The sequence below is a fragment of the Cupriavidus cauae genome (genome assembly GCF_008632125.1).
Taxonomy (GTDB): domain Bacteria; phylum Pseudomonadota; class Gammaproteobacteria; order Burkholderiales; family Burkholderiaceae; genus Cupriavidus; species Cupriavidus cauae.
The window spans coordinates 1-20,541 of record NZ_VWRN01000029.1 but is presented as its reverse complement, the minus strand read 5'-3'; the positions used below and the strand labels follow the sequence as shown (position 1 = coordinate 20,541).

Below are 20,541 nucleotides of genomic sequence, written 5' to 3'. Positions count from 1 at the left end.
CCCGCCACGCCGGCTGCCGAATCGCCGCCGGCCGGCGCCGCACCGAGCCCCGGCGCGGCGGCGCCCAGCCCTCCCGGTGCCGACACGGCCAATCCGCCGGCCACCGCGCCGCAGGTACCAAACTGGTTCTGGATCACGCTGGCCGTGGTCTGCGTGGCGATGGCGTACTTCTACTGGCGCTTCGACTTCGCGCGCATGGAGATCTTCAAGCAGCTGCTGTCGTCGTTCTTCCCGCTGGCGGTGCTGATCCTGGCCGTGCTCGGCTCGATCGTGTTTGGCCTGGCCACGCCCACCGAGGCGGCGGCGGTCGGCGCGCTCGGCGGCACGCTGCTGGCGGCTGCCTACGGCCAGCTCAACTATGGCGTGGTCAAGGAGTCGGTATTCCTGACCGCCAAGACCAGCGCGATGGTCTGCTGGCTGTTCGTCGGCTCGTCGATCTTCTCGGCCGCGTTTGCGTTGCTGGGCGGGCAGGCGCTGGTCGAGCAGTGGGTGATGTCGATGGACCTGACGCCGCTGCAGTTCATGATCCTGGCCCAGGTGATCATCTTCCTGCTGGGCTGGCCGCTGGAATGGACCGAGATCATCATCATCTTCATGCCGATCTTCGTGCCGCTGCTGGACAACTTCGGCATCGATCCGCTGTTCTTCGGCCTGCTGGTCGCGCTGAACCTGCAGACCGCCTTCCTGTCGCCGCCGGTCGCGATGGCCGCCTTCTACCTGAAGGGCGTGGCCCCGCCGCATGTCACGCTGAACCAGATCTTCGGCGGCATGCTGCCGTTCATGGCGATCCAGGTGGTGGCGCTGGTGCTGCTGTACATGTTCCCGGACATCGGGCTGTGGCTGCCGAAGGTGTTGTATCAGTAAGCCGACGCCCAGCCGTGGGCAAGCCACCGGTGCGCCATCGCCGGCGCATCATGCCAGCGCCGCGTCGAGGCAGCCGCGCACCGTGTCTTTGTCGGCCGCATCGAAGGGGCCGATGAAGACCAGCGCCGAACCGTCTTGCGGCGCGTGTCCGGCGGGCTCGACCCGCATCCGCCCCGCCACCAGGTGCACCGCATGCGCGCGCGGATCGCCATCGAACGCCACCAGGCCCTTGGCCCGCAGCAGTCGCACCGGCAACGTCTTCAGCGCCTGCCGCAGGGCCGCCTTGTCGAACGCCCGGTCCGTCCGGTAGGAGAAGGTCAGGATGCCGGCATGCAGCGCGTCGGGGCGGGTCCAGTGCCGGCTCCCACGCGAGAGCAACACGCCGGACGCGGTGCGCGCGTTAGGCGCAGTGGGCGCGGTGGGCCCGGTCGGTGCGGGGCCCACGGTCGGCGCGAGCGGCGGCCCGGCGTCCTGAGGATCCAGATGGTCCAGACGGTCCAGATAGACCGACAGCGGCAGATCGCCATGCCGTGCGGTCAGCACGGCAGCCCGTGGCGCCAGTTCACCGACCGATGCAACAACGGCGGAGACGGTGGCCGCGTCCGCCAGATCGGCCTTGGTCAGGGCCAGCACCGACGCGCCGGCAATCTGCCGCCGCACCATGTCGCCGACCAGCGGATCGCGGAGGGCATCGGTTACTCCCGCCACGTCGACCGCGACGACCACCGCGTTGAGCCGGAACGCAGGATCGAGCAGGCCGATCTGCGCGATCCGCTGCGGATCCGACACCCCGCTGGCCTCGATCACCAGCAGGTCGGGACGCTCGGCTCGCGCTGCGATGGCGAGCAGCGCATCGGCCAGCCGGCCGCCGATCGAGCAGCAGATGCAGCCGTTCTCGAGCTGGATCACGTCGTCGCTGCGCGCGCGGATCAGCGCCGCGTCGATATTGATCTCGCCGAAGTCGTTGACCAGCACGGCGATCCGCCGCCCCCGCGCATGGGCGAGCAGCCGGTTCAGCAGCGTGGTCTTGCCCGCGCCCAGATAGCCGCCGACGACCACCAGAGGAATGGGCGGCGGGGCGTTCATCGTGCCGGCGCCGGAAAGACGCGCCCGCCCAGCACCGTGCCCCAGACCCGGAGGTCCTTCAGGTCCTGCGGCGCCACGGCGCTGGGGTCGTCCTCCAGCACCGCGAAATCCGCAAGTTTGCCGGGCTCGATGCTGCCGATCACGTGGTCCAGATGCAGGGTATGCGCGGCGCCCAGCGTGATCGCGTGCAAGGCCTCGCCGACGCTCAGCCGCTCCCCCTCGCCCAGCACGCGGCCCTCCGCCGTCTGGCGCTGCACCGCGCACCATGCGGTGAACAGCGGGTTCAGCGAGGTGATCGGCGCATCGGAATGGATGGCGACCGGAATGCCGAGCCGCAGCGCGGAGCGCGCGGGGTTCATCCGCGCGGCCCATTGCGCGCCGACGGTCTGGCTGGCGTGCGCCTCGCCCCAGTAGTACAGATGGTTCGAAAAGAAGTTGATGCACAGCCCGAGCCGCGCGGCGCGCGCCAGTTGCGCGGCATCGGCGAGCTGGCAGTGCTGCAGCGTGTGCCGATGATCCGCGCGCGGATGGCGGGCGAGCATCGCCTCGAGCGCGTCCAGCACGACCTCGGTGGCCTCGTCGCCGTTGGTATGGATATGCAGCTGCAGGCCGGCCAGATGGAACGGCGTGAAGCAGTCCAGCAGCTGGGCCGGCGGAATCAGCCACAGGCCGTTGGGCTGGCCGCCGACGTACCCCGGCGCGCGCAGGCGCGCGGTAAAGCCCTGGATCGAACCGTCGACGATGAACTTCACCGGGCCGAAGTGCAGCTTGTCGCTGCCCGTCCGCGCGGCGGCATGCACGCGCTCGGCACCGCCATCCGGATTGCGCTGCGGGGCGAAGGCGGGCACGATGCGCAGCGGAAAGGCCTCGTCGGCGGTGACGGTTCGCAGCGTGTCCAGCCCCGCCGGCGACAGGTCGCTGACCAGGTCGGTCGCGGTGGTGACGCCCGCCAGTTGCGCCACCCGACCGAAGCGGCGCACCGCCTGCGGGTCTTCGGCCGCCGCCAGTGACAGGCCCTTGCCGATCACGCGGTGGACCGGGAACATCGCCGCAAACTCCTGCAATTCGCCGGTGGGCCGGCCCTGCGCGTCCTTGTGCACGCCTTCGATATCGGTGTCCTCGTCGATGCCGGCGAGCGCGAGCATTGCCGAATTGACGTTCATCAGATGCACGCTGGCATGCATCACGACGATGGGACGCGTGGCCGAGACCCGGTCCAGTTGCTGCACGCCGAGGCGGCCGGCGCCGAAGTAGATCGGATCGAAGCCCCAGGCGAGCAACGCCGTGTCGGCATCGGGCAAGCGAGCGGCAGCGCTGGCGAGCCGGTCGATGACCTGATCGAGCGTACGCAGGCCGCGCCACAGCCGGCCGTCGGGGTCGCGGCGATCGAAGTAGCCGACATAGACCGCCTCCCACATCGCGCCTTCCATCAGGTGGCAGTGGCCTTCGACCATGCCCGGCATCAGCACCTTGTCGCGGAAGGTGTCGTCGACATCGGCATCCGCCCAGCGCGCCATGTCGCCCCGTTCGCCGACCGCGACGATCCTGCCGTCGCGCACCGCCACATGGGTCGCATGCGGCTGCGCGGGATTCATCGTGAGGATCTTGCGCGCCTGGAATATTTGCGTGCGCGCCGTTTCGTGAGGAGTCATCGTTGCGTGAAAAGGTGGGAGGTCTGGCGAGGAGGCGAGGTCCTGGAGGAGGTCATGCCGCTTGCATGCGCGCCGGCCGCGGGACCAGGTTCACCAGCGCCGTCACCAGCAGGTTCACCGCGAGACTGACAAGCCCGACGTTGATGCCGCCGAAATCGGCCTGCTGCACATAGAGCGCGATCGCCAGCGCCTGCCCGCTCAGAATGCCCAGCGCGATCGCCAGCGGCCTGACCTTCCACGAGAACAGGATCGCCATCACGCCGGGGAAGAACTGCGTGACGCCGTAGTAGGTGGTATTGATCAGCGTCAGCATCAGGTTCGGCGTGACCAGCGTCATCACGATCGACAGCACCAGGTAGATCGCGATCACGACCTTGGCGCCCTGCTTCTGCCGCTGCTCGGGCAGGCCCGGCAGCAGGTTGCGCGCGACGATCGGCCCGATGGCCAGGCAGATGCCGGCCAGCACCAGCAGGCCCGACAACGCCGCGCCGGCAGTCACCAGGCCCAGCAGCCAGTCCGGCAGCAGGCGCACCGCCGCGGCGAAGAACGCCTCGTTCGGAGAGGCCAGCTGCAGGTTCTGGCTGATCGCGTAGTAGGACGCCAGCACCAGGAAGGGATACATCAGCATGTACAGCGGCATGGCAACCTGCGTGCGGCGGATCGTGTTGGCGCTCTTCGCGGTGAAGAAGTTCTGCACCGCGAACGGCATCATGTAGAAGCCCAGCGCCTGGAACAGCATGGTGCTCATCGAGAAGCGCAGTTGCGTGTCGCTCATTTGATTGCTGACCTGCATGCTGGCCGCATGGAAGACCTCGCCGACGCCGGCCTTCCAGCCCACCGCCACGCCGGTGGCGACGATCGCGACCACCATCAGCACGTCCTTCAGGATCGCGATGTAGGCCGAGGCCCGCACGCCCGAGATGGCGATATAGGTAAAGGCCAGCCCCGCGGAGATCAGCACCAGGTGCAGCGGATCGAAATGCCAGCCCAGGCCCTTGAGCGCGGCCACCAGGCCGGTGAACTGCAGCTGGCCCCAGGGCAGCAGGAACAGGATGGACGAGGCGGCGACGATCAACTCCAGCGCGCGGCTGCCGTAGTGGCCCTTGAACAGGTCGGGCAACGTGATCGCGTTGTAGCGCGCGCCGGCGCGCCAGATGCGCGGGCCGAGGAAATAGCCCAGCGGGTACGCCAGCAGGATATAGCCGAGAAACCAGATGCCGTAGGTCGGTCCCTTGGCGTAGATGCCGCCGGGAAAGCCGACCATCGTGCCGATGCTGTAGATCTCGCCGGCCGCCAGGAAGAAGACCAGATAGGCGCCGAACTGCCGCGACGCGACAAAGAAGTCGTGCACGCTCTGCGCCCCGCGTCCCTGGCGGGAGCGGATCGCGAGGTAGAGGGAGAACGCGATGAAGCCGAGGAATACCGCGGTGGTCATGGCGGCTCCTTCAGGCGCGATGCCGCGCATCTGCGGCATCGCCGGCGGCATCGTCGGACGCGTGGCGGTCGAACAGCAGCCAGCACAGCAGCATGCAGCCGGAGGTCAACACGAACCACGCGAAGATCCAGGCGTAGATGAAGGGAACGCCGAGCACGAAGCGCTCGACGGACGCCACCCAGGGCAGGAGTCCGATCACCCCGAGGTACGGGATGCCGAGACCGATGAACAGCTTGAGCATGCTTTGTCTCCGTGGTCCGATGGCCGGTTTGCGGTGCGCCGAGGGGTCGCCCGCTCTTGTTGTGGAGCCATCATAGGGAGCCGCGATGTATGATTCAAATGCAAATATCGAACGACTTCCATAACGGATCGGCATGGATACGCAGAAGCTGCTTCACCTGCTGGCGGTGGTCGAGCACGGCACCTTCTCGGAGGCCGCGCGGGCCGTGCATCTGACCCAGCCGGCATTGAGCCGCAGCATTCGGGCGCTCGAGGACGAACTGAAGGCGCAACTGTTCGACCGCGGCGCACGGCGTGCGCGGCTGACGGTGTTCGGCGAACTGGTGGCCGAGCGCGCCCGGCGCATCCGGCTCGAAGAGCGGCAGTTGCGGCGCGACCTGGACCTGCTGCGCGGCGGCGAGGAAGGCTCGCTGGCGATCGGCATGGCGCCCGCGCCGGCCGCGCTGCTGCTCACGCCCTTCCTCGCGCATATGGCGCAGGCCCATCCGCGCATCCGTGTCCGCACCGAGACCGGCGCCACCAGCGCGCTGCTCGAGCAGCTGCGCAGCGAAGCGATCGACGCGATCGTCGGCGATGCCTACGTGCTGCGCGCCGCCGACGACATCGAGCTGGAAACACTGGGCGAGCTGAGCGCCGGCCTGGTCTGCCGCGCGGGCCATCCGATCCTGCGCAAGCGCCGGCTCGATATCGAGGCGATCCGCGCCTATCCGGTCGCGTCGACCACGCTGAGCGCCATCATCGGCCGCCAGCTGATCGAGTTGTGGGGACCGGAGGCCGCGCCAGACCGTCTGATCACCCTGCATTGCGACAACCTCGACGTGTTGCGCAGCGTGGCGCTGACCACCGATACGCTGCTGTTCGGCGTGCTGTCCATCACGCGGCAGGAGCGGGCCGAGGGCCGGATGGCGGAGGTGCCGATGCCGCCGGATGCGCGCCGGCGCGGCCGCTATGGCATCGCGCGCATGGCGGCGCGCTCGCTGTCGCCGGCGCTGGAATCGCTGTACGCGTTCACGCGGGCGCAGTGGAAGACGGTGTCGGCGGAGCCGGCCGGGTCGGCGACGCGCCGGTGAACGCCCTGCGCCATCGGTGCTGCCCGTTGTATCCTTGCCCTTTCGTATCCACCGGTGCCCACCGGCTTGCCCCCTCTTCGCTTCCGCTTCCCTCTTCTTCCCTGTCCCTTCTCATACGAGGAATCCCATGTCCGCCACGTCCGAATTCAAGATGGAATACCGCCGCCTGGGCCGCAGCAATCTGAAGGTGTCCGCGCTGTGCCTGGGCACCATGATGTTCGCCGACCAGACGGACGAGGCCGAGGCCGGCCGCATCGTCGCCAGCGCGCGCGACCATGGCGTCAATTTCATCGACACCGCGGACGTCTACAGCAAGGGCGGCTCCGAGCAGATGGTGGGCCGGCTGATCGAGGCCGATCGGCAGGAATGGATCCTCGCCACCAAGCTGGGCAACGCGATGGGCTCGGCGCCGAACCGCGGGCACTACTCGCGCGTCTGGATGCTGCGCGAGGTCGAGGACAGCCTGCGCCGGCTGGCGACTGACTACATCGACATCCTGTATCTGCACCGCGATTTCGCCGACGAGAACCTCGAGGAGGCGGTGCGCGCGATGGGCGATCTGGTGCGCGACGGCAAGATCCGCTACTGGGCGGTGTCGAACTTCCGCGGCTGGCGTATCGCGGAAATCGCGCGGCTGTGCGATCAGCTGGGCGTGCCGCGGCCGGCAGCGTGCCAGCCCTACTACAACCTGCTGAACCGGATGCCCGAGGTCGAGATACTGCCCGCCTGCGAATACTACGGGCTCGGCGTGGTGCCCTACAGCCCGGTCGCACGCGGCGTGCTGACCGGCAAGTACCTGCCGGGACAGCCGCCGGAGGCCGGCACCCGCGCCGGACGTGCCGATCGCCGCATGATGCAGACCGAGTTCCGCGAGGAATCGCTGGTCATCGCGCAGCAACTGAAGGCCCACGCCGAGGGCCGCGGCCTGACCGCCGGCCAGTTCGCGACCGCATGGGTGCTGGCCAACCCGCTGATCAGCTCGGTGATTGCCGGCCCGCGCACGCTGGCGCAGTTCGAGGATTATTTCGGCGCGATCGGCGCGGCGCTGTCGCCCGAGGAAGAGGCGATGGTCGATGCGCTGGTGGCGCCGGGACACCCGTCCACGCCGGGCTATACCGACCCGAGCTATCCGTTTACGGGGCGGCCGGTGAAGGTGGCGGCGGGCTAGCGCAGCCGTGCGGCCCGGCGCTCCCGCAGCGCTGCGGCCTCTTGCGGCATGGCGGCTCGCCGGGGGCGCCTCACCACCCTCGCCCCAAGTCCTGGATCGAGCGGGACAGTCCCAGCGCCTCGACCCCCGCCAACGTCCCGATGCTGACCATCCCGGCGGCCCCCGACGGCTCGTCCTGGCCCAGTTCGGTCATGCAACGGGAGATGTGCACGGCGTGCTTCGGCAGGCAGGGTTCCATCCCTGGCGGATGAATCCGGGCGGGACGATCGAGGTCCGTGCTGGTGTCCCCGGACCGCTGCGGGCCGCGGAACCGGGCGGGACGAAGCGGCCGCGCCGGCGCATTGCGTCGAGCGTGCGGGCGTAACGCTTCGCGCCGATCGTGCGATGCCGTGGCGACGCGCCGTTCGCCGCAGCCAGCCGAGGGTTGCCCGCCTGTATCGTTGCGGCTAATGCCGGCCGGGAGTTGTCCGCCTGTATCGCAGCGGCCGTTGCCCGCCGGGAGTTGCCTGCCTGTGTCGCCGGGGCTAATGCCGGCCGGGAGTTGTCCGCCTGTATCGCAGCGGCCGTTGCCCGCCGGGAGTTGCCTGCCTGTGTCGCCGGGGCAGTTGCCGGCGGTGGAAGACCGCACGTGCCCGCCGATCCCGGCCTGCGCCGCCAGCCACTCGGCCAGGTATTCCGCGCGGCTCTGCCTGCTGCGGTAGATCTCCACGATGGCCATTCCGTGCCCGCGCGCCGCGGTGGCCGGCGCGTTGACATCGGCGCGGATGAACGCGATGGAGACCTCGTCGTTCTGCTGCTCGGCGAGCGTCAGGCGCCCGGTGGCGGGTGTGGCGGAGAGATACAGCGGCGCGCGGACGCCAAGGAACCACGATTTCAGTACGGTGAACATATGCGTCCTCGTCGAGTGAAATGCAGGCGCCATCTTTGCCGGCATTGCGGACGCGGACTACTGGAAACGTGTGCGGAATGTGCGCATAGCGATGAGTTACCGCATCGCCATGCGAGTGTGAACCGAAGCCTGCGGTCGCAATGACGTCCCGATCTGCGTCCCGATCTGCGTCCAGATCCACGTCGCCATCCACGCCGCCATCCACGTCGCCATCCCGCTCGCAACGAGCGGCGGGACCCAGGCTAACGTCAGACCGGACCGCCGGCTACAGCCCTTTCTCCACCATCGCCAGCACGCGCTCGCCCAGCGCGATCCGTTGCGCTTCGTCGGCATGGCGCAGCGGCCCGTCGATGATCAGCAGCGCCAGCCCGTGCACCGCCGACCAGGCCAGATACTCGGCCCCCGGGCGCCGCTCGGCGGGCAGCACGCCGGTCGCGACCAGCCCGTCCAGCGCGGCGCCGAGCAGCTGGAAGGGATTCAGGCCGCTGGGCCCGGCCTTGGCGGGATCGCGATCGTCTTCCACCATCGTCGGCGTGGCGAAGGCGGTGCGGAACAAACCCGTCTGCGTCTGCGCGAACTTCAGGTAGCCGGCGCCGATGGCGCGCAGGTTGGCGCGGGCCTTCGCAACCGGATCGTTGCCGTCGACCTGCGCGGCCGCTGCGGCCAGCTCCGCTTCCATTGCCACCGCCAGCGCGGCCAGCGCCGCGGCGCGTACCGCCTCGAACAGCGCCTGCCGGTTGGCGAAATGCCGGTAGGCGGCATTGGGCACCACGCCGGCGCGGCGCGTGGCCTCGCGCAGCACGACCGCGTCGGGGCCGCCGTCGCTGGCCAGCGCGATGCCGGCGTCAATCAGCGCGCGACGCAGATCGCCGTGGCGATAGGTCGAGCGCGGCGGCGGCTCGACGGCGAACTTCAACGCGGTAACCATCAGGCTGCATGGCCGCCCTGGGGCGCGGCCATGCCCGTGTTGGGCGCATGATCGGCGGCACCGCTGGCGACACTGCCGGCGACACCACCGGAAACACCACCGGAAACACCATCGACCGCACCACCGGCGGCACCATCGGCCGCCGCCTCGGCACCTTCCGGCGTCACCGATACCGGCGCGGTGCGCGTGCGCAGCAGCATGCCGCCGAGCACCGCCGCCACCAGCGCGAACACCGCGCCGACCAGGAAGGCAGCGTGATATCCCGCGTTCAATGCCTCGGCCGGCGCGCTGCCGGCGGCGGCCACGCCCGCGGTGCGGCCCGCCGCGAGGCTGGCCAGCACCGCCAGGCCGAGCGCGCCGCCCATCATGAAGGAGGTATTGACCACGCCCGACGCCAGGCCGGAATCGCTCGGCTTGACGTCGCTCATCGCCGCCAGCAGCACCGGATTGAACGCGATGCCGGCACCCAGGCCCAGCAGCAGCATGCCGGGCAGCACGTCGACGACGAAGCCGCCGTCGACCGGCGCGCGCGCGAACAGCAGCAGGCCCAGCGCCGCCAGCAGCAGCCCGACGGCCAGCGGCGCACGCACGCCGTAGCGCATCACCAGACGCGCCGACAGGCCCAGCGAGAACGCCGCCATGATCAGGTTGGCCGGCAGGAACGCCAGCCCGACCTGCATCGGGGTGTAGCCCAGCACCAGCTGCAGGTACAGCGCCGAGATGAAGAACCAGGCGAACATCGCCGCGGCCCACAGCACGCCGACCACGTTCGACACCGCGACATTGCGCAGCCGGAACAGGCCCAGCGGCATCAGCGGATGCGCGACGCGCGACTCGATCAGCAGGAACACCAGCAGCAGCGCCACCGCGATGCCGAGCATCGACACGGTCTGCGTGGCCAGCCAGCCGACCTCGTTGCCATTGACGACCGCATAGACCGCCAGCATCAGCGACACCGTGATGGTCACCGCGCCGCCGACGTCGAGCCGCTGTCCGTTCGCGGAGCCCGGCAGGTTCGGAATCAGCGCCAGGCACAGCGCGTAGACCGCGACGCCGATCGGCAGGTTGACCAGGAAGATCCAGTGCCAGCTCAAGGCGCTGGTCAGCAGGCCGCCGAGCAGCACGCCGATGCTGCCGCCGCCCGCGCAAACGAAGCCGTAGACGCCCATCGCCTTGGCGCGGTCGGACGGCGTCGAGAACAGGTCCATGATCAGCGACAGTGCCACCGCGGACACCACCGCGCCGCCGACCCCCTGCACCGCCCGCGCGGCGACCAGCAGGCCCTGCGATTGCGCCACGCCGCAGGCCAGCGACGCGAGCGTGAACAGCGTGATGCCGAGCAGGAACAGCCGGCGGTGGCCGAACAGGTCGCCCAGCCGGCCGCCGAGCAGCAGGAAGCCGCCGAAGGTCAGCATATAGGCGTTGACGACCCAGACCAGCGCGGTCTCGGTGAAGCCGAGTTCGTTGCGGATCGACGGCAGGGCGACGTTCACGATGGTCGTGTCCAGCACGATCATCAGCTCGCCCAGGCATAGGACCATCTGCGCCAGCCAGCGCTTGCGGTCATCGAGTGTGTGCTGCATGGCGTGTCCTTTTGCGGTTCCTGGTTTTTGTTTGGGTTCTTTGCTTCGGGAGCATTGACGGGAGCATTGACGCGCGGGCATTCCGCGCAGTTGTGTACAGCGTACACAACCATAGCACACAAATGGACAATGTCCACTTCTGTGTTGTCATGTCGCTTTAGGGACACATGCCGGCGCCCCCCACGGGCCGGCCCGAGCCGGCGTGTCCCGCAGCCAGTGCGGCAAGCCTTGCGACTCAAGCCGTTCGACCCAGGCCGTGCGACTCAAACCGTGCGGCGGTGGCGGACCCGGCTAGTCCGCGCGCCGCCCTGCCCGTCGGCGCGCAGCACCGTCATCTCGGCCAGATAGTCGAGCAGCCGCTTGACCGCCGCCGAGCGCGGCCGCTTGTCGCGCACGATCAGCTGCGCGTCGGCGGCCTCCAGCACCGCGTTGCGCACCGGCAGCGCCACCAGCTGGTCGCCCAGCTCGCGCGCGACCGCCAGCGCCGGCAGGAAGGTCACGCCCAGGCCGGTGCTGGCGTAGTGCTTCAGCGCCGCGATCGAGTTGGTGGTCAGCGCCGCGGTGAAGCGGACCTTCTCGGTCAGCTCGACCAGCTGGATCACCTGGCGCAGGCCGAAGCCGGGCGTCATCAGGCCGACCGGATACGGCAGGATGTCCGCGACGGTCAGCGCCTTGCCGCGACGCGCGAGCGGATGATCGGGGCGCGCGATCACGCAGACCGGCTGGCGCCGCGCCGTCAGCACGCGCAGCGTCGGCTCCGGCGGCGGCGCATAGGCCAGGCCCACGTGGGCGCGATCCTCGGCGACCGCGCGCACCACCTCGTTGACGTTCATCAGTTCCAGCGTGACGTGGATCTTCGGATAGCGCTGGCAGAACTCGTTGAGCACCGCGTGGATCAGCTCGTCGATAAAGCCCTCGCCGGCGACGATATGGATCTGCCCACGCTGCAGCCCGTTCAGCTCCTGCAGCCGGGCCAACAGCGTCTCCTCGCCGGCGAGCCGCTCGCGGTAGTGGTCGAGCACCAGCTGGGCCGCCTCGGTCGGCATCACGCCGCGGCCGCGGCGCTCCAGCAGCGTCGCGCCGAGTTCGCCTTCGAGCTGCTGGATCTGCCGGCTGATCACCGACGGTTCGACATCGAGCTTGTCGGCGGCGGCGCGGATCGAGCCGGCGGCCACGGCCGCATAGAAATAGCGCAGCCGGCGTTCGCTGAGTCCGGCCGGCAAGGCGCCGTCGCGGTTCGGGTCGGGGGATACGGGCACGGGGTGTTTCCTTCGAAGGTTGTCTGCATGCGGGGGCGTCGTGGCGGCCAGCAGCGTTGACCGTCCAGCGTTGATGGTCCAGCGTTGATCGTCCAGGTCCGCCAAGCGTTGACGGAGCGTTGACCAAAAAGCAACGGAATCGTACAGCGATGGCTATTGTTCCTCAACGGCCGCGTTGGCAACAATGCGCGAAGGCCGGCGCCGCCCTCGTCGCGAACGCCTGCCGAACGGGACAACAACTGCACGACCACAGCACAACGACAGCACAACAACTTCATAACAAGCGCCCGTCCTGCCAACCCCGCACCGTGCCCCGCGGCACCCGGAGACATCGATGCAACAGACCACCACCTCGTGGAATCCATCGGACGCGATGGCCGCCACGCCCGATGCGCTGGCGCCGATCTATCGCAAGATCAGCCTGCGCGTGCTGCCCTTCCTGCTGCTGTGCTACGTGTTCGCCTATCTGGACCGCGTGAACATCGGCTTCGCCAAGCTGCAGATGCAGCAGGACGTCGGCATCAGCGACGCGGTCTACGGGCTGGGCGCCGGCATCTTCTTCCTCGGCTATGTCATGTTCGAGGTGCCGAGCAATCTGCTGCTGGCACGGATCGGCGCGCGCAAGACCATCAGCCGGATCATGGTGCTGTGGGGCGCGACCTCGGCCTGCATGCTGTTCGTGCGCGACGCGCACAGCTTCTATGCGCTGCGCTTCCTGCTCGGCGTGTTCGAGGCCGGCTTCGCGCCGGGCATGATCTTCTATCTGACCTACTGGTACGGCGGCGCCCGCATGGCGCGCGTGATGGCGATCGTGATGCTGGCCGGCCCGATCGGCGGCATGGCAGGCGGCCCGGTGTCGACCTGGATCATGACCGCGCTGGCCGGCTCGCACGGCATGGCCGGCTGGCAATGGATGTTCCTGATCGAGGGGCTGCCGTGCGTGCTGCTCGGCGTGGTCGCCTACTTCTTTCTGGACGACACGCCGGCGCAGGCGCGCTGGCTGTCCGACCACGAGCGCCGGCTGCTGGCGCACGACATCGGCGCCGCGCGCGCCGGCGGCGGCCATCACAGCTTTGCGACGGTGCTGCGCGATCCGCGCATTTATGCGCTGGCCTTCGGCTACTTCTGCCTGATCAGCGGCATCTACGCGGTCAGCTTCTGGCTGCCGACGATCCTGAAGGGCGCGGGCGTGACCAGCACGATGGCGATCGGCATGTATTCGGCGCTGCCTTACGTCGCCGCCGCGATCCTGATGTTCCTGGCGGCACGCAGCTCCGACCGCCATCAGGAACGGCGCTGGCACAGCGCGACGCTGGCCTTCGTCGGTGCCGCCACGCTGGCGGTCGCGGCCTTCACCGCCGACAACCTGACGCTGTCGCTGCTCAGCATCACCGTCGCGACCGCGGCGATGTGGGCCGCGTACACGGTGTTCTGGGCGATCCCGTCCGAATATCTGCAAGGCACCGCCGCGGCGGGCGGCATCGCGCTGATCAACAGCCTCGGTCTGCTGGGCGGCTTCGTCAGCCCGACGCTGATCGGCGCGGTCAAGGACCTGACCGGTTCGCTCGAGGGCGGGCTGCTGGCGATGGTGGCGCTGCTGGCCGCGGGCGGCCTCGCGATCCTGCTGAACCGGCTGCCGAAGGACCGCGCGGCCGCTGCAGTCCGCTGATGCTCGCTGCGGTGCGCTGACGGCCGCTGTGGTGCGCTGATGCGTGCCGCGATGTGCTGATGCGCTCCGCGGCGCGCTGATGCGTACGGTGGCCTTGCTTGCTCCCCGCTCCGTTTCCACGTTTCGATTTGACCGACTACCGATCCATGCGCATCCTTCTCGCCGGTTTCCAGCACGAGACCAATACCTTCGCGCCTTCGAAGGCTCACTACGACAACTTCGTCCGCGGCGAAGGCTTTCCCGCGATGGTGCGCGGCGCCGACGTGCTTGCGCTGCGCGACGTCAACATCCCGGCGGGCGGCTTCCTGCGCGCGATCGGTGAGCTGACGCGCGAACTGACGAGCAACGAAGCAGAACTGCTGCCGGTGATCTGGGCCGGCGCCAGCCCTTCGGCGCATGTGGCCACCGACGCGTTCGAACGCATCGCCGGCGAGATCGTCGACGCCGCGCGCGCGCAGCGGCCCGATGCGATCTATCTGGACCTGCATGGCGCGATGGTGACCGACGCGCACGACGACGGCGAAGGCGAGTTGCTGGCGCGGCTGCGAGCCGTGGTGGGCGCCGGCGTGCCGATCGTCGCCAGCCTCGACCTGCATGCCAACGTCACGCAGCGCATGCTGGACAACGCCGACGCGCTGGTTGCCTACCGCACCTATCCGCACGTCGACATGGCGGACACCGGCGCGCGCGCGGCGCAATTGCTGCAACGCTTGCTCGCCGCGGGCAACAGCCGCCCGCTGCATCGTGCCGCGCGGCGCCTGCCCTTCCTGATTCCGATCAACGGCCAGTGCACTTTCCTCGAACCGGCGCGCGGCATCTACGCGTTGCTCGACGAGCTCGAACGCGAACTGGACGGCGTGGTGTCGCTGTCGTTCACGCCGGGCTTCCCTGCGGCGGACTTCGCCGAATGCGGCGGCGTGGTGTGGGGCTATGGCGACGACGCGGCGCGCATCGAGCAGGCGGTCGCCGCGCTGACCGACGCCGTGGTCGCGCGCGAGGCGCAGTGGGCGGTGCCCTTCCTGACGCCGGACGAAGCGGTGCAGGAAGCGATGCGGCTGTCGCAGGCGGCGAGCCGCCCGGTGGTGATCGCCGACACCCAGGACAACCCCGGCGCCGGCGGCGACTCGAACACGACCGGCATGCTGCGCGCGCTGGTGCGCGCCGGCGCCACCGATGCCGCGATCGGGCTGATCGTCGATCCCGAGGCCGTGCGCGCCGCGCATGCCGCCGGCGTCGGCAGCGACATCACGATCGCGCTCGGTGGCCAGTCCGGCGTGCCGGGCGACGCGCCGTTCGAGGCCACCTTCCGCGTCGCGCAGCTGTCCGACGGCCGCTGCCGCTTCGACGGTCCGATGATGAACGGCATGGACGTCGACGTCGGCCCGGCGGCGCGGCTGACGATCGGCGGCGTGCAGGTGGTGGTCAGCGCCGGCAAGGCCCAGATGCTCGATCGCAATCTGTACCGGATGGCCGGCGTCGAGCCCGAGCGGATGAAGATCCTGGTCAACAAGAGCTCGGTGCATTTCCGCGCCGACTTCCAGCCGATCGCCGAGGCGGTGCTGGTGGCCAAGGCGCCGGGTCCGCTGCTGGCCGATCCGGCCGACCTGCCGTGGAAGAAGCTGCCGGCGGGATTGCGGTTGCGGCCACTGGGACCGGCTTTCACGGGGCCGCGTGGAGAAGTTTGAAGACACCGGGTCGTCGCGTTCGCGGGGACGACAGCATGGTGGCCGATATCGCATGATGCGCGCATGATCCGCGCCTGATCCGCGTCGTCCCCGCGAAGGCGCGGGTTCGGTGGCTTTGGTGATTCAGTGAAAATCCCGGCTGCCCGCCACCAGCCGGCCCAGCAGCGGACTGAGGTCGACCAGTTCCTGCGCGATCAGATGCCGGACCTCGCCCTGCCGCTGCCAGGTACCGACCACGCCGAGCAAGGCCGCGCCCAGCACCTCCTTGCGCTGGCGGTCGACCAGGTCGGGCCACAGGATCACGTTGATCGAGCCCGTCTCGTCCTCGATCGACGAGAAGATCGTGCCGCTGGCGGTGCCGGGCCGCTGGCGCACGGTGACGATGCCGCAGGCGCGCACCCGCCGCCCATTGGGTAGCCCGGCCAGGTCGCGCGCGGTGGCATAGCCCATCCCCGCCAGCCGCCGGCGCAGCAGCGTCAGCGGATGGGCCTTCAGCGACAGCCCCAGGCTGGCGTAGTCGTCCACCAGTTCCTGCCCCAGCTTCGGCGCCGGCAGCGCCAGCGCACCCTCGGCCGGCGGCGCGCTGTGCAGCAGATCGCGATGCGCGGCCTGCACCGCCGCGGCCCGGGCCTGCCAGCGGGCCTGGCGGCGATGGCCGGCCAGCGAGCGCAGCGCATCGGCCGCGGCCAGCACGTCGATATCGTGCCGATCGAGGCCGGCGCGCAGCACCAGGTCCTCGACGGTGGCGAAAGGCCGCTCGAGCCGGGCCTGTTCGATCCGCAGCGCGGCGGCCTCGCGCATGCCCTTGACCCGGTTCAGACCGAGCCGCACCGCATCGTTCTCCAGCACGCTTTCCCAGCCGCTGACCGTCACGTCGGGCGGCAGCGACCTGACTCGATGGCGGCGCGCGTCCTGCACCAGCTGCGACGGCGAATAGAAGCCCATCGGCTGGCTGTTCAGCAGGGCGCAAAGGAAGGCCGCGGGATGATGGCGCTTGATCCAGGCGCTGACATAGACCAGCTTGGCGAAACTGGCGGCATGGCTTTCCGGGAAGCCGTACTCGCCGAAGCCCTCGATCTGCTTGCAGATCGCCTGCGCGAACGCCTCCGGATAGCCGTTGCGGGTCAGCGCCTTGATCAGCGCGTCCTGGTGGCGCTTCAGATCGCCCTTGCGCCGCCACGCGGCCATCGAGCGGCGCAACTGGTCGGCCTGGCCCGGCGTGAAGCCGGCAGCGTCGATGGCCAGCTGCATCACCTGCTCCTGGAAGATCGGCACGCCCAGCGTGCGGCCCAGCACGCGGCGGATCACCTCGTTGTGATAGGTCGGCAGCTTGCCGGTGCGGCGGACCATCTCGCGCCGCTTCAGATAGGGATGGATCATGCCGCCCTGGATCGGCCCCGGCCGCACGATCGCGACCTCGACCACCAGGTCGTAGTATTTGCGCGGCTGCAGCCGCGGCAGCATCGACTGCTGCGCGCGCGACTCGACCTGGAACACGCCGATGGTGTCGGCCTTGCACAGCATCTCGTAGGTGTCCTTGTCGTCCTGCGGGATGTCTTCCATGCGGCAGGGCAGCTCCGGATGCGCGGGATTCGGGATCATCGCCAGCGCGCGGCGGATCGCGGTCAGCATGCCCAGCGCCAGCACGTCGACCTTGAGCAGGCCCAGCGATTCGAGATCGTCCTTGTCCCACTGGATCACGCTGCGGTTCTCCATCGCCGCGTTCTCGATCGGCACCAGCCGCGACAGCTTGTCGCGCGCGATCACGAAGCCGCCGACGTGCTGCGACAGATGGCGCGGAAAGCCGCGCAGCTGCATCACCAGGCTGGCCCACTGGCGCACCGCGGGCGAATCGGGGTCGAGCCCGTAGCGCGAAATGCGTTCGACGAAGCTGTGTCCGCTCTCCCACCACGCCTGCCCCTTGACCACCTGCTCGACCACGCCGGGGTCGATGCCGAGCGCGCGGCCGACGTCGCGCAGCGCGCTGCGGGCGCGATAGGTGATCAGCGTCGCCGCCAGCGCGGCGCGATGGCGGCCGTATCGTTGGTAGATGTACTGGATCACCTCCTCGCGCCGCTGGTGCTCGAAGTCGACGTCGATATCGGGCGGCTCGTCCCGCTCGCGCGAAATGAAGCGGCCGAACAGCAGATTGGTCTGCTCGGGGCTGACCTCGGTGATGTACAGGCAGTAGCAGACCACCGAGTTCGCAGCCGAGCCGCGGCCCTGGCACAGGATGCCTTTGCCGCGGGCAAAGCGGACGATGTCGTAGACCGTCAGGAAGAAATGCTCGTAGCCCTTTTCCTCGATCAGCGCGAACTCGTCCTCCAGCCGCTGCCGCACCGTGGCGGGGACGCCGTCGGGATAGCGCTGCGCGGCGCCGGCCATCGTCTCCTGGCGCAGGTACGAACTCGGCGTATGGCCCTTCGGCACCAGTTCCTCGGGATATTCGTAGCGCAGCGTATCGAGCGAGAAGTCGCAGGCCTGGGCGATCTTGATCGTTTGCGCCAGCGCCTCGCGCGGATAGAGCCGCGACAGCCGCTGCCGCATGCGCAGATGGCGCTCGGCATTGGGCGCCAGCGCCATGCCGCAGGCGCCCAGCGGCTGGCCCAGCCGGATCGCGGTCAGCACATCGGCCAACGGCTTGCGCGAGCGCACATGCATCTGCACCGCGCCGGCGGCCACCAGCGGCACGCCGGTGTCGGCGGCCACCGCTTCGAGCCGCTCGCGATGCAGCGCGTCGGCATGTTCCTGCAGCAGTTCCAGCGCGATCCAGACGCGCTCGCCGAAGATCGCGCGGCACCATTGCGCCTGGGCGCGCAGCGTCTCCGGGTCGGCGCAGTAGTCCGGCAGCAGCAGCGCCAGGCAATGCGGCATGCCGCGCAGATGCGCTTCCTCCGGAGCGGGATCGCTGATGTCGTGCTGGTACAGCTGGTAGCTGCCCTTGTCGGCCCGCCGGCGTCCGAGCGTGATCAGCTCGCACAGATTGCCGAACCCTTCGCGGTCCTGCGCCAGCAGGATCAGCCGGATACCGGACGGGACTTCGGATGGGACTTCGGATGGGACTTCGGACGGGTCACCCCGCTGCCGCAAACCCAGGCCGCCCTCGCCCGCCTGCAGCGTCATGCGGCTGCCGATCAGCAGCCGGAAGGCTTCGGCCGCCTCGGCCCGGGCCAGCAGGCGCGCATGCCGGCGCAGGAACTCCGGCTGGACCGTCCCGCCTGCCGGCGAATCGGCCACGGCAGCGGCTGCCCCCGGGCCTGACGATGGCGCCGCGAGCCACATTTCGTTGTCGTCATCGTCGTCCTCGTCATCGTCGTCCGTGTCATCGGCAGCGCCGCCCGCCGCCATCCTCGCCAGCCGCGCCGCACTGCGCTCCACCGCCTCGCGAGTCCGCTCGCGCAGGGTCTTCAGCGCGTGATGCGCCCGCGCCGTGCCGGCCACCGACGCCTCGTCGGTCAACGCCAGCCCGCGATACCCGAGCGCCAGCGCCCGTTCGATCAGTTCCTCCGGATGGGAGGCGCCGGTCAGGAAGGTGAAGTTGGAAATGCAGTGCAGCTCCGCGTAGTCCGGCAGGCTGCCAAGCAGCAGCGAGGCGAGCGATGGCGGCAACGAAGACGCGGAAAACGGGGACTGGGGTGGAGCTTGGGACACAGCACTGCGAGGGGAATGCCTGGGATGGATACTGTATGTTTATACAGTATCGACAAGCGTGAAGGCAAGATGAATTGCGGTGCGAGCCTGCGTGCCTTGTCGTCGTCCGTCCCGTTGCCCCAGCCACAGAAAAAACGATGGCCCCCCGAAGGAGGCTATTTCTCTCTCGCCGGCGTCCAACAGATGGGGAGCGGAGCTATCGTTTTCGGCATATGCGCTGTCCTTAGCCAAACAACCCATGCAAAAACCACCGGTACTCCCCTTCCTCCTCCCCCTCGCGTCCGGGGCGTTCGCGGTAGATCCAGCAGCGCAGGCCATCGCCGCGTTCGGCGATGAAGTAATCGCGGGTGGCGAGGGCGCCGTCCCACCAGCCTGACTCGATGCGTTCGGGTCGGGACAGCAGCGTCAGCGGGCTGCCGTGGCAGGGGCGATGCCGGCGCACCGGCAGGCGCAGCGGCGGTTCCAGCAGCCACAGCGGACGGTCGGGCAAGGCGGCATCGGCCGAAGCCGGCGTCGAAACGCGGGGCGCCGCCCCCCGCGGCGTCGAAGCTCCCTGCGATGAAACTCCCGGCGAGGAAATGCGCGGCGCCGAACCGCGCGGCGACGCGTTGGCGCGGCCCGTGCCGGCTTCGTCGACAGGCCGCCAGCGGTTGGCGCATTCGGGCCGATGGTCCGCCAGCGGATGCGGCTGCAACACGTTTTCGCGGCCCAGCCGCGCCACCAGGGTATCGAGCACGCGGCCGAGTTCGGCCTGCCCGCCGCCGGGCTCGGGGAACAGCGTGTCGCTCTGCGGCAGGCATTCGGCCACGGTGTCGACCTTCAGCATCAGGCCGACTACTGGCGCCTCGAACTGCAGCCGGTCGAGCTTTTCCTGCAGCAGCCTGGACAGATGCACCGGATCGCGGCTGGGCTGGGCCAGGCTGACCGTCACCGGCGTGGCGGCGATGGCGGCGTCGCGCCGCTGGCGTTCGTGTTCGAGCCGCAGCACGAAGCGCGTGACGCCGGCCTGATGCGCCGTCAGCCAGCCGGCCACCGCCTGCAGCAGGCGCTGGGCGCCGGCCAGCACGCCGGCGGCCGATTCGGTGCGCCCCGGCAATTCCATCCGTTCGGCGAAGGTCGGCGGCGCGGTAAACCAGCCCAGGCGCGCCGGCGTCTCGCCATAGGCCTGGTCCAGCCGCGCCAGCAGCTCCGTGCCGAGCCGGCGCTGCAGGCCGGCGCGCGGCAGCCAGCGGACCTCGCCGACGGTGCGGCAGCCGATGCCATCGAGCCAGCGCGGATCGGCCAGGCTCGCCAGCATCTCGACCGGCAGCCGGTCCAGCAGCCGCGCCATCCGCTCACTGCGCACCGCGCGCCGGGCGGGGC

15 protein-coding genes are annotated in these 20,541 nt (G+C 69.5%); 5 read left to right on the top strand and 10 right to left on the bottom strand.

The window, feature by feature from the left end:
- Positions 1–864, top strand: an 864-nt coding sequence (locus F1599_RS10000) for a TRAP transporter large permease subunit (RefSeq protein ID WP_150082943.1), incomplete at its 5' end; no start/stop codon positions are given.
- A 48-nt stretch (positions 865–912) separates the two neighbouring features.
- Here F1599_RS10000 and F1599_RS09995 read toward each other — a convergent pair.
- The 4 genes from F1599_RS09995 to F1599_RS09980 are packed head-to-tail and all read right to left on the bottom strand — an operon-like array spanning position 913 to position 5,278.
- Positions 913–1,950 carry a CobW family GTP-binding protein gene (locus F1599_RS09995; RefSeq protein WP_150082942.1) on the bottom strand — a complete coding sequence of 346 codons (1,038 nt, stop codon included), beginning with the start codon at positions 1,948–1,950 and terminating at the stop codon, positions 913–915.
- Positions 1,947–3,602: an amidohydrolase gene (locus F1599_RS09990; protein ID WP_150082941.1), complete on the bottom strand. Its 1,656-nt coding sequence runs from the start codon at positions 3,600–3,602 to the stop codon at positions 1,947–1,949. The genes F1599_RS09995 and F1599_RS09990 overlap by 4 nt, the downstream gene beginning before the upstream one ends.
- A 52-nt stretch (positions 3,603–3,654) precedes the next feature.
- Complete coding sequence (locus tag F1599_RS09985; RefSeq protein ID WP_150082940.1) at positions 3,655–5,037, bottom strand: sodium:solute symporter family protein; 1,383 nt, start codon at positions 5,035–5,037, stop codon at positions 3,655–3,657.
- Between the two features lie 10 nt (positions 5,038–5,047).
- A complete protein-coding gene (locus tag F1599_RS09980; RefSeq protein WP_149318079.1) occupies positions 5,048–5,278 on the bottom strand; it encodes a DUF3311 domain-containing protein in 231 nt (76 codons plus the stop codon).
- Positions 5,279–5,411: 133 nt separating this feature from the next.
- Here F1599_RS09980 and F1599_RS09975 point away from each other — a divergent pair, with 133 nt between their 5' ends.
- A complete protein-coding gene (locus tag F1599_RS09975; protein ID WP_149318078.1) occupies positions 5,412–6,347 on the top strand; it encodes a LysR family transcriptional regulator in 936 nt (311 codons plus the stop codon).
- A gap of 151 nt (positions 6,348–6,498) precedes the next feature.
- On the top strand, positions 6,499–7,515 hold the full coding sequence (locus tag F1599_RS09970) for an aldo/keto reductase (RefSeq protein WP_395895254.1): 1,017 nt from the start codon (positions 6,499–6,501) through the stop codon (positions 7,513–7,515).
- 70 nt (positions 7,516–7,585) lie between these two features.
- On the opposite strand, the gene F1599_RS09965 is transcribed toward F1599_RS09970, so the two are convergent.
- The 4 genes from F1599_RS09965 to F1599_RS09950 form a co-directional block, all read right to left on the bottom strand.
- Positions 7,586–8,404, bottom strand: a complete 819-nt coding sequence (locus F1599_RS09965) for a hypothetical protein (protein ID WP_150082938.1) — start codon at positions 8,402–8,404, stop codon at positions 7,586–7,588.
- Positions 8,405–8,669: 265 nt separating this feature from the next.
- Positions 8,670–9,320 carry a TetR/AcrR family transcriptional regulator gene (locus tag F1599_RS09960; RefSeq protein WP_223819560.1) on the bottom strand — a complete coding sequence of 217 codons (651 nt, stop codon included), beginning with the start codon at positions 9,318–9,320 and terminating at the stop codon, positions 8,670–8,672.
- Between the two features lie 11 nt (positions 9,321–9,331).
- Positions 9,332–10,915: an MFS transporter gene (locus F1599_RS09955; RefSeq protein ID WP_150082936.1), complete on the bottom strand. Its 1,584-nt coding sequence runs from the start codon at positions 10,913–10,915 to the stop codon at positions 9,332–9,334.
- 263 nt (positions 10,916–11,178) lie between these two features.
- The gene (locus F1599_RS09950) at positions 11,179–12,174 is read right to left on the bottom strand and encodes a LysR family transcriptional regulator (protein ID WP_149318074.1); all 996 of its coding nucleotides are present in this window, start codon (positions 12,172–12,174) and stop codon (positions 11,179–11,181) included.
- Positions 12,175–12,508: 334 nt separating this feature from the next.
- On the opposite strand from F1599_RS09950, the gene F1599_RS09945 reads away from it, so the two are divergent.
- On the top strand, positions 12,509–13,843 hold the full coding sequence (locus F1599_RS09945) for an MFS transporter (protein ID WP_395895247.1): 1,335 nt from the start codon (positions 12,509–12,511) through the stop codon (positions 13,841–13,843).
- A 146-nt stretch (positions 13,844–13,989) separates the two neighbouring features.
- Positions 13,990–15,528, top strand: coding sequence for a M81 family metallopeptidase (locus F1599_RS09940; RefSeq protein WP_150082935.1), 1,539 nt, complete (start codon positions 13,990–13,992; stop codon positions 15,526–15,528).
- A gap of 123 nt (positions 15,529–15,651) precedes the next feature.
- Here F1599_RS09940 and F1599_RS09935 read toward each other — a convergent pair whose 3' ends face one another.
- Positions 15,652–19,101, bottom strand: a complete 3,450-nt coding sequence (locus F1599_RS09935) for an error-prone DNA polymerase (RefSeq protein WP_150082944.1) — start codon at positions 19,099–19,101, stop codon at positions 15,652–15,654.
- Positions 19,102–19,402: 301 nt separating this feature from the next.
- Positions 19,403–20,541, bottom strand: a 1,139-nt coding sequence (locus F1599_RS09930) for a Y-family DNA polymerase (protein WP_150082934.1), incomplete at its 5' end; no start/stop codon positions are given.

Bases quoted from the DNA above. Each gene is read 5' to 3' on its own strand.
- F1599_RS09955 (WP_150082936.1), bottom strand. From the start codon at position 10,915: ATGCAGCACACACTCGATGACCGCAAGCGCTGGCTGGCGCAGATGGTC.
- F1599_RS09965 (WP_150082938.1), bottom strand. From the start codon at position 8,404: ATGTTCACCGTACTGAAATCGTGGTTCCTTGGCGTCCGCGCGCCGCTG.
- F1599_RS09990 (WP_150082941.1), bottom strand. From the start codon at position 3,602: ATGACTCCTCACGAAACGGCGCGCACGCAAATATTCCAGGCGCGCAAG.
- F1599_RS09985 (WP_150082940.1), bottom strand. From the start codon at position 5,037: ATGACCACCGCGGTATTCCTCGGCTTCATCGCGTTCTCCCTCTACCTC.
- F1599_RS09995 (WP_150082942.1), bottom strand. From the start codon at position 1,950: ATGAACGCCCCGCCGCCCATTCCTCTGGTGGTCGTCGGCGGCTATCTG.
- F1599_RS09945 (WP_395895247.1), top strand. From the start codon at position 12,509: ATGCAACAGACCACCACCTCGTGGAATCCATCGGACGCGATGGCCGCC.
- F1599_RS09970 (WP_395895254.1), top strand. From the start codon at position 6,499: ATGGAATACCGCCGCCTGGGCCGCAGCAATCTGAAGGTGTCCGCGCTG.
- F1599_RS09975 (WP_149318078.1), top strand. From the start codon at position 5,412: ATGGATACGCAGAAGCTGCTTCACCTGCTGGCGGTGGTCGAGCACGGC.
- F1599_RS09940 (WP_150082935.1), top strand. From the start codon at position 13,990: ATGCGCATCCTTCTCGCCGGTTTCCAGCACGAGACCAATACCTTCGCG.
- F1599_RS09980 (WP_149318079.1), bottom strand. From the start codon at position 5,278: ATGCTCAAGCTGTTCATCGGTCTCGGCATCCCGTACCTCGGGGTGATC.